We start from the raw sequence: 10,204 nt of genomic DNA on the forward strand, positions 1-10,204 counted from the left end.
TTCCCGTCAAGTCTTCCTTAGTTGCCATTCCCATCAAGTCTTCCTTAGTTGCCATTCCCGTCAAATCTTCCTTAGTTGCCATTCCTATCAAGTCTTCCTTAGTTGCCATTCCCGTCAAATCTTCCTTAGTTGCCATTCCTGTCAAATCTTCCTTAGTTGCCGTTCCTGTTAAGTCTTCCTTAGTTGCCATTCTTGTCAAATCTTCCTTAGTTGCCATATTGGATTTCATATCCTGCATGTCCGTGTACATCTTTTCCACCAGGTCATATAATTTACCATCCATTATATATCACCTCCCGGCATAAAATTAACTATATTATATCATACTTAGTTGTTCCACATCCCCAAGTCTTAACAATGCTTGGGGGTCTTTATCCTTAAAGAATGCATAGTTAATTTCTTTTTCTTTTATTAGTATTAATGTTTCCTGGTCTACAGCTTGGCGAAGTCTACAACTGTATACTACTGGGAAAAAATCTCTAATGTATTTTCCTTCACTATGGGCTGTTAAGGCTATTATTTGGAATCCTAACTGTTCAGCTATAAAAAATACTGGATCTAATACATGGTCACTAGAGGCTTCACCAAAAGGATTGTCTAGTATAACTGTACGGTTTCTATTTTGACCATGGAAGATATTTTGTCTCTTTTCTGCCAAATAATTTAATATGCCTAAAAACAAGGTCATATTTTTACTCCATCTTTCTCCCCCAGACCAACGATTGGACTTTTCCCAAGATATAGGTAAGCTATTTATTCTTCCATCATTTGTAACTTTCCTACACTTTACCTTTATCTTTTCATTTCCCATTACAATCTTTAATAAGTTTTTTGCTTGGAATTTATTTTCTATATATTTTCTCACAGAAGCTTTATCTTCTTTACCTTCTTCATCCTTAAACCTTATATTTTCAATATCTTCTAACAACCAATTTATATATTCAATAAGCTTCTCTTTTCCAACTTGTTCATCCCAAGGGGGAACATCTATGGTATATACTGATTTCCATTTGTCTTCTACTTTTATTCTAGTTTTCTTAGGTATATCTCTTATTTCCTCAGCTAAAATTTTTAAATAGGAATGGAGATGGTCAATAAATTGGTTTATCTGTTTATCATGTTCCATCATATCTTCTTCTAATATTCTTATAATTTTATTTATTCTTTTATCTATAATATTCTTCCATTTAATTAAATCTTCATAATTATCTTTATGGTTTATACCTGAAATAGCCATATTTTTAAGTCTTGGATCTTTAATGAATTGATTACAAAAGGCTTCAAAACTTGTTTTCTCTCTTGACACCTTATATTCCCTATTTTCTACCTTGTAGCCAAGATTTTCTAATTTATCTAAAAGATTAGTAATATATTTTTCCCTATTATAGGGAAGTTCCGTAATTATATTTTCAGATAAGGTCTCTGGTTCTATTTTATTTATTAAATAATCAAATCTTTCATTTTTCTTTTCTAATAAGTTTAAAGCACTTTTTACAGAATCATATTCTTTATTAAGTTTTTCTTCCATTGATTTTAAATATTTATATCTGCCATTTAATTCTTGCCTATTTTTATTATTTTTTTCTTCCACTAGACTTAGAGGTTCCGTGAATTCTACTATTTTATCATAGGTTTTAAAGAAATCTTTTTCTCTAAGATTATATTCTGTTTTTGTACTTTTATATTTTTCTTCTTTTTTATCAAGTTTCTTTTTCATTCTATTTACTTTTGGGGTTAAATTGTTAATATCTTTTATAAGTTTTCCAATTTCCTCTTCACCATATATAGGAAAGTTAAAATCTTGATCTATTGGATATTTTGCAATATTTATTTCATTATCCAACTGTTTCTCATATTTTTCTTTCATGGTTAATCTCTGTTTTATATTTTCCTCTATATTGCTTCTATCTTTTTGTTTTTCATTTAATAATTCTCTTAAATCTTCTCTTTCTTTTTTTAATACTTCTATGGAAATATTGGATTTTTTAGGTTCACAATTCTTTACTGCCTTATATAATTCATCTTTTATTATTTCATATTCCATACTTTGAAGATCTTTAATTTTGTATTCTAATTCATAGATTCGTTGATTCTCATATTTTATTAATTCTTCTAAAGTTAATATTTCTTTTTCTTTCTTCTCTAATTGACTTTTTATTTCAAAGGATTCTTTTCTAATTTTTTCAATATCATTTTTATTTCTTATATAATCTTTAGCTTTATCTATGTTTTTATTTAATATTTCTTTCTCTGTACTTAAATCTTTGACCTTATTATTTATATTTTCTACTTCTCTATCAATATATTGAATTCTATTACTTTTTTTATTAATTATTTCTTTTATACTATATATTTTTTCCTCAGTACTTTTTAATTCATCCTTTAAAAGCATAAAATACGCTAAATAGGGATAATCACCTAAAAATTTTACTATATTATCTAGTAAATTTTCATGGTCTTTTAATTCTATTTCTTTATATTTTCTACTTTGGGTAATATCTTCTGCTTCTTTACTAAGTTTTTCTTTTTTATCTTTAAAATCTTTTTTAATTACATTACTTTCCCAGATTATCGGATAAATCCATATATAATCATCTATTACTCCATTATTTAGCACTTCATATGCTTCATTTTGGGTTAATATAATAATAGGATGAGTTATTTTGTCTATATAGTTTTCTAATTTCTTTTTAATTTTTCCTTCTTCATTATCAGATACAATAACTGAATTTACCCAATGAGGATAATTTTTATAATATTTCTTTTCACTACTATCCATAGTGGTGGCTGCTCTTTCAATATATTCTGTTCCTAGCTCTAAATAGTTAAATTGATTCTTCCATTCTTGTATCCATTTATCTAGCAATGGATCTGCCGTAAAGTATTTATTATCTTTGTAGTCATCTAAAAATCTATAATATATTCTTTCTTCTACTAGCAAATCTTCTTTTTCTCTTCTAATTCTTTCACATCTATTTTCAAGAGTTGTTATTATTTGCTCTTGTTTTGTATATATATTACTTATGTGGGCTAAATTTGGGATAAGTTCTTTTATATCTATTAATAGTTCTTCTTCTTTGTATTCTATATTTTCTATATCTTTTTCTATAGATCCTTTAGTTTTAGAAAAACTATTTTCCTGTTCTCTATACTTTGGTAATTCTTCATTAATATTATGTTTTTCTTTTTTAAAGGCATTTGTTTTTTCTTGATAATCAATTAAATACCTTTCAATACTACTAACTCTTTCTCCCCATTTTGGATATTCTTCTTCTATTTTTTCAGTCTCTGGATTTGAAAGTATTTCTTTCTTTATTCTCCCCATTTCCTTTTCATTACTTTTTAAGTTTGAATCTAGTCTAATATTCTCTTCTGATAGGGCATTATATTCTTTATCAATATCTTCTTTATTCCCCATTATTCTTTTTAATTCATTTTCATATTTTATTCTTTTATTATCTAGCGTAGCAATTTCGTTATTTAATTTATCTATTTCCTGTTTATAATAGCTATTTATATTTGATGAATTCATTTCTAAAGATTTTTCTATTTCAGAAGTTTCAAAATCTTTTTCTAATAATTCTAATTGGTTCTCATAATGAACAACTTCATCATTTAATTCCTTAATATCTTTCCTATATCTTGCTATTTTTAAGTTTTCATGCCTATTTTCCTTAGTATTAAGTTGTTCTTTTACTATTTCATAGGTCTTTAAAATATCCTCATACTTATATTTAGCATTTTGAAGTTTCTCTTTTAAGAAAGCTAATTTGCAGGAAGCTTCTTTTTTATTTAATTCTTCTAATTCATCATTACATTTGTTTTGACTTCCACTGTTTGCCATTAATTTAGTTTCTATATCTTCTTTTTCCCTGAAAATATACTGATATAAGCCTTTGCCATAGGCCTTTTCTTTATTATACTCTTCTACAGAAGAATAATATTCATCATAAACATTTACGTAGCTTTCAATTTTATGCTGAATCTTCTTACTTTCCCCTATACTTTCTTTAAGGTGATTATGTTGTTTAAAATGTTCTCTTTGTTCTTCAAAGGTAGTTACAAAATCTTCCGTCCCATCTCCTGCTATAGCCTCTTCTACTACTGGAATTAAAAGTTTATCTACAAGGTTTTCCGTTGTTTTGCATCCTTCAAAAAACTTTTCTACTCCACCCTCTTCTCCATTAATAACTCCTATGTTTCTCCACTCAATTGGTATTATTTTAAAGTTTTCTTCTATATATCTATGGTACTCTCTTATGGTGGAAAAAGTCTGGGCATTGATACTTTCCCTACACATATATTGATAATACTCATTCATTTCTTCCCTACTTGCTGGTCGTTTATTCCCATCAATTGTATCTTTCACAAAAGGAATATCATCTATGGCATGATTGTCGTTATGGCCATATTCATATACATATTTATAGGAGTCTAGCCTATTGTTATTTAAAAATAGAGTAACTCCTGTTAGGGCATATCTTCTAGGTCTTTCATTCAGAATCCACTCTATGGCAATATGACAAGGATTACCTTCAAGGGATAAAGTATCTCTTATTCTTCTCTCACTAAGATTTGTATGAGGTAGTATTGCTTGAAGAGCTAATTGGATAAATACAGTTTTACCACCGCCATTTTCTAAAATAATGGCTCCATTATTTCCATCAAATACAAATATTTCATCATTATATCTTTTACCACCGTTTTCGTACACAGCATTTGTAAATCTGATTTTAGATATTGCTGGCATCTTCCTCTTCTTCTCCTTTCCTTTCAAGTTCATACATAAAATCTAATATCCCCCTATTGTACTCATAATCCATGTAATATCTTTGTATAATTGTCTTTGCTTTTTCTGTAAGTTCAATTTCTTCATTTCCAATGTCAACTACAAGATTTTGATTTTCTAAAAATTTTTTAACTACATTTAAAAAACCTATTCTGCTATTAGTTCTAGCATCTTGAGTTTTTACATTTTCTCTTATATCATCTAGAGCATTCCATTTCTCTAATAAACCTCCCCAATTATATTCTTGCTCTTTTTCATATTCTTTTAATTCTTCTCTATCCATTTCATCTAAAGTAGCCATATAATTATTTACTGACTTTAACCATTTATCTATAGGTATAAAATTTCTTGTTGGTTCCAAGCTTTGATAACTGTCATAGAATTCACCAAATAATATTATTATAGCTACATACATTAAATATATATCTATATTTTTTGCCCTAGCTGGAAGATACCTTCTTTTTATCTCCTCATTTGATATATGGAAAGGTGAATCTGTGGAAATAGGTACCATATATACATACTCACCTGCCAAAATAATTGTACAATCTACTTCATGGGCAAAATTATCTACTAACTCCCTTATTTTATCATCTGTTGTATATAGTCTAAGCTCGTCTCTATTTTCATATCCTTTAAGGGCTAGTTTTGAATAAATATTGAAAGCCTTTATAACCTCTGTACTTCTATATTCCACTATTATCACCTTCTAATTTTAAAATCATATTATTTACTTTAAATCTGTCATTAACATCTAATATAGTATTTAACTCTTTAACTTCAATTCTTCTGTACTTTCCAATTAAAAGAATTGTAGCATCTTTAATCAATCCGCTATGTTTTTCTTCATCTTTTTCTATTATTATTGGAGATTTTTGATGCATAATCATCCAGAAATCATAGAAAGATCTTTCTTCTAATATTTTTTCATTATTTAAATCTACATATTGTATAATTTCTTCTAAAGATATTTCCTTTCTACCATCTAATATTTCTAATATAATTTCCATAACTTTTTTAAAATTATGTTGTGATACTTCTTTATATTTATCTATTACTTCCTTATCTATTGGTTCTAAAAATTCATAAATTTTTTCCCTAATTTTCTCCGATTCTATAGCTTGTTCATTAAATACTGTAATAGGAGACCAAGATTTATACTCTTCTAAAAACATAAAAGGTTTTACTAATTGTCTTGATGCAAAAATAGGTAGGGGAGTAGAAATAAGTCTATTTGTTATTTCTTGTTCAAAGTTAAAGCTTTCTAACCCCATAAAATACAATGACTCTTGGGCAGCCTTCAAAGCAGTTGTTTTTAATGAAATACTTTCTTTAAGTAACTTTCTATGTTCACTGTGAACTTCATCTAATTCTCTATCTATTTTAATAATTAAATCATAGGCTTTTTTATCTTTTTCATCTTTAATTTCATATTCCATATTATCTTTTGTATATCTTACAAAGGATTCTAATTCCCCAAATTCTTCATTTTCTCTTACAAGTCTAATGTTTATATCCTCTATTAAATCTTTATATCTTTTGTGGGTTTCTTCTGATACTATATTCCTATTTATATCATGTTTGATTTTAATCATTCTATCCCTTAAATTTTCTACGGCTAATCTCATTTCATCTACCTGCCTTAAGGCTCCTACAAACTCTCCCTTTTCTAATTGCTTTCTAAGAAGTAATTGATTTATTGATAATTGAAATTCACTAAAGTATTCTTTTGTAGCAAACACTAGTTCTAAGCCTTGTTCGTCTAAGGTATAGTATTGAGTATTAGTTTTTGCATCGGATTTACTAGCCTTTAGTATAGAATAGTAAATTCTTTCTTCTTTTCCAGTTTCCCAATTATAAAAAACTTTAGAGTTTCTTTCTCCACTAGGCGGACGGAAAGTATCTATTATATTTCTAGCTATTTTTTGAAATCCATTAATATCTAAATCTATTTTTCCATTATTTATTTCATAAAAAAACTCTGCTAATTCTTTTACCCCTGTTTCTTTATTCCTAATAATCATATTTTCGAAGAAAAATAAAAGAGTTATTAAGCCCAAACTAAAATAATCTATCGGATTATTGCTATTATCCTTTCCCCGTTTATTTTGTAATTTTAATAAGGGTTCATAAATAGCCAGTCTGCCAATCCTTTCTCCATAATTTTCTAATACTCCAGTTTTTTCAACCTTCATTACATATTCCTCCATATTGCTATGACCTCACTTTTATTTAACCCTTCTTGAGGATAATAGCCACCTTCTTCTAAAACATTTTGAATCATTTCACTATCTTCTTTATGAAAATTAGTTAAAAAATCGTTTATTGCTTTTTCATTAGGAATTTGATTTTCCTTACCGTAAGAAATATCTTTTTTAAGTAGTTGTTTATAGAATTCAACGGCCAATTTTATTTCTCTTTTTTCATTTAACCCATGCCATATAGATATACCTTCAAAATCCAAATCTCCAAAGTAATAAAATTTATGGTTCCCTTCCACCAAGCCTATTTGTCTTTCAAAAACAGATATTCCACCAAATATACTCCACCCTGCTCCATAAATTAAAGAGGTAAAACTAGTATTTTCAATATCATCTAATAGAGCATAAAAAGGAGCTTTATTTTCCACAATTAAATGTACATAGTCTTTACAATTTGTTATTTTATTTTTATTAATTGCAAACATTAATGGATCTGGTACTAAGTCAATCTTTAGTTTTTCTACTAGCCCTAATCTATTTAAAACTTCTCTTCCTCCCTTTTCATCAATCCACTTTTCATCACCTAATATTTCATAAGATCGTTGTGGAGCAGTAACTTTATCCTTAGGAAACCCATATTTTTTCAAATAATAATCTACTTTTTTTATATAAGGCAGGTCATTATTCCATTGCTTTTCATTTAACGAGAAATAGGATTGTAGATTTATAGCTGGATTTAATTTAAATTGATATGTGGCTATTTCATCTATAAGATTTTGTTTAAAATATACTTTATTTATTCTATAGGTATTGGCTAATGGATTTTTTTTATTATTAGTTCCATGTTTTTTGATTGGAGATAATACTTGTTCTTTAACTAAATCATTCATAATTCTACTGAAGTCACTGTACTTAAAATTTCCGGATAATGTCTTTTCTATTTCAGTTAAAGGTATAGTCTTTTTCCTATAATCCTTTAGAAGATTCAATATTTTATTTTTCATAAAACCACCTATTATACAATTTTTATTATATTAAAGCATAAATCACTTATATATTACAAAACTTTTTAAAATTAAAACTACTAAAATACTTTTCTCCTCAAAAATTGAAATATTATATAAAGCTAATAACTTCCTATAAAATACTCCTTCAGTTTTTGTTCTTAGTTTTGTCAAACTTATTATATCAAAAAACCCTTTAATTTACTTACTTTTATGTAAATAATCAAATCTATAGATAAAGAGATATCATAAAAAATCTTTACTTATAAAATTAGCGTTTAATTTTCGCAAAAATGGCAAGAATCCAAATATAATTTAATTGTTGAATATTTAAATCTTATAATATATACTTGTGTTTAAATATAAAATTTCATTAAATACCTAAAATTTTAAAAGCAGTAAAAACAGAAAGGAGATTTTATATGAAGAAATTAGGATTAGTGCCTAAGCTCATTATTGCTATTATATTGGGTATAGTCATTGGTAATTTATTTCCTGCAAGCGTCGTCAGGATATTTGTTACTTTTAATTCTATTTTTAGTAATTTCTTAGAATTTGCTATACCTTTTATAATTATAGGCTTTGTAGTATCAGGAATTGCCGATTTAGGCCAGGGTGCTGGAAGATTATTAGGAATTACTACAGCTATAGCTTACGGTTCTACATTAGTAGCTGGATTTTTAGCTTATGTTGTATCGACTAGTATATTCCCAATGTTTATCCAATCAGCTAATACTATGTCAGAAGCTGTAAATCCTGAGGATAAGCTTTTAGAACCATTTTTCATTATAGAGATACCCCCTCTTATGAGTGTTATGACAGCATTGGTTATAGCATTTTTAGTAGGCTTAGGTATCTCTAGCATAAAAGGAAGAACCCTTTACAATGCATCTGTAGAATTTCAAGAAATTATTAGCAAAACAATTGATAATGTAATTATTCCATTACTTCCTCTTCACATTTTAGGAATATTTGCAAATATGGCCCATGCTGGGGAAGTAGCTAGAATTTTATCAGTATTTTGGAAGGTATTTTTAATAGTTCTAGCAACACATTTCACAATAATAGTTATACAATTTTTAATTGCTTCTGCTGTTGGGAAGAAAAATTTCCCCCAAATGATTAAAAACCAGGTACCTGGATATTTAACAGCTATTGGTACCCAATCTTCTGCAGCAACTATTCCAGTTAACTTAGAAGTTGCAGAAAAAAATGGTGTATCTAAAAGTATTAGGGAGTTTGTAATTCCTCTTTGTGCAACTATTCATTTATCTGGAAGTACTATTACCTTAACTAGTTGTGCAATAGCAGTAATGTTATTAAATAATATGGCTTTTACATTCCCACAAATGTTTGGTTTTATTGCTATGTTAGGAGTAACTATGGTTGCAGCTCCTGGAGTTCCCGGTGGAGCTGTAATGGCAGCCCTTGGGGTTATTCAATCAATTTTACACTTCAGCGATGCACAATTAGCTCTTATGATAGCCCTATATATTACTCAAGACAGCTTTGGAACCGCTTGTAATATATCTGGTGACAATGCTATAGCGGTTATGGTAGATGCTATTAATAAACCTGATAAATAGAATCTCTTAAAAAAAGGTCCGTTACTATTATTGTAACGGACCTTTAGTTTCTTATAATATTAATAGCCCTTTTTCTAAAAATTATGAGAATTAGTCACATACTTCTTTTAACTTTTTGACTTCATCTTTTTTTACCTCACTTTTCCCTTTACTTTCTGGTATCAATACATTTAGTAACATTGCAACTAAACAAGCTATTACAATACCAGAACCACCAAATATTATTTTAACTCCTTCTGGAAAATGTTCCATTGCCTCTGGGACTGAGGATAATCCTATCCCGAATACAAGGGATAGACCAATTATAACTTTAGCTCTATCAGTTAATGGCTCTTGCGTCAATATGTCTATTCCTGTAAGAGTTATTTGAGAGAATATTATTAGAGATGCTCCACCAATAACACTTTGTGGAATAGTAGAGACAAGGGCACCTAGTTTTGGTATCAAACCAGCAAGAATTAAAAATATTGCTCCCACTGCCACCACAAATCTACTCATTATTTTTGTAAATGCTACCATTCCTACATTTTGACTGAAAGAGGTAGTAGGTAATCCATTAAATATAGCTGCAAAAATACTACCTAAACCATTGGAAATAACTGAGCCAGAAAGTTCCCTATCTGT

The 10,204-nt window shown here is 28.2% G+C and carries 7 protein-coding genes; 1 reads left to right on the plus strand and 6 read right to left on the minus strand.

Annotated elements, in window-relative coordinates:
- The 5 genes from VK071_11570 to VK071_11590 form a co-directional block, all read right to left on the minus strand.
- The coding region (locus VK071_11570) for a hypothetical protein (GenBank protein HLR35949.1) at positions 1 to 283 on the minus strand (283 nt) is incomplete at its 3' end.
- 33 nt (positions 284 to 316) lie between these two features.
- On the minus strand, positions 317 to 4,783 hold the full coding sequence (locus VK071_11575; GenBank protein ID HLR35950.1) for a hypothetical protein: 4,467 nt from the start codon (positions 4,781 to 4,783) through the stop codon (positions 317 to 319).
- Positions 4,734 to 5,486 carry a DUF6063 family protein gene (locus VK071_11580; protein HLR35951.1) on the minus strand — a complete coding sequence of 251 codons (753 nt, stop codon included), beginning with the start codon at positions 5,484 to 5,486 and terminating at the stop codon, positions 4,734 to 4,736. Before VK071_11580 ends, VK071_11575 begins: the two co-directional genes overlap by 50 nt.
- On the minus strand, positions 5,476 to 6,984 hold the full coding sequence (locus VK071_11585) for a replicative DNA helicase (protein HLR35952.1): 1,509 nt from the start codon (positions 6,982 to 6,984) through the stop codon (positions 5,476 to 5,478). Before VK071_11585 ends, VK071_11580 begins: the two co-directional genes overlap by 11 nt.
- On the minus strand, positions 6,984 to 7,994 hold the full coding sequence (locus tag VK071_11590; protein ID HLR35953.1) for a Wadjet anti-phage system protein JetD domain-containing protein: 1,011 nt from the start codon (positions 7,992 to 7,994) through the stop codon (positions 6,984 to 6,986). The genes VK071_11585 and VK071_11590 overlap by 1 nt, the downstream gene beginning before the upstream one ends.
- A gap of 422 nt (positions 7,995 to 8,416) precedes the next feature.
- Between VK071_11590 and VK071_11595 the strand changes: the two genes are divergently transcribed.
- Complete coding sequence (locus VK071_11595; GenBank protein HLR35954.1) at positions 8,417 to 9,580, plus strand: dicarboxylate/amino acid:cation symporter; 1,164 nt, start codon at positions 8,417 to 8,419, stop codon at positions 9,578 to 9,580.
- A 90-nt stretch (positions 9,581 to 9,670) separates the two neighbouring features.
- Here the strand turns inward: VK071_11595 and VK071_11600 are convergent.
- The coding region (locus tag VK071_11600) for a solute carrier family 23 protein (protein ID HLR35955.1) at positions 9,671 to 10,204 on the minus strand (534 nt) is incomplete at its 5' end.

The organism is Tissierellales bacterium (assembly GCA_035301805.1).
In the GTDB taxonomy this organism is placed as follows: Bacteria; Bacillota; Clostridia; order Tissierellales; family DATGTQ01; genus DATGTQ01.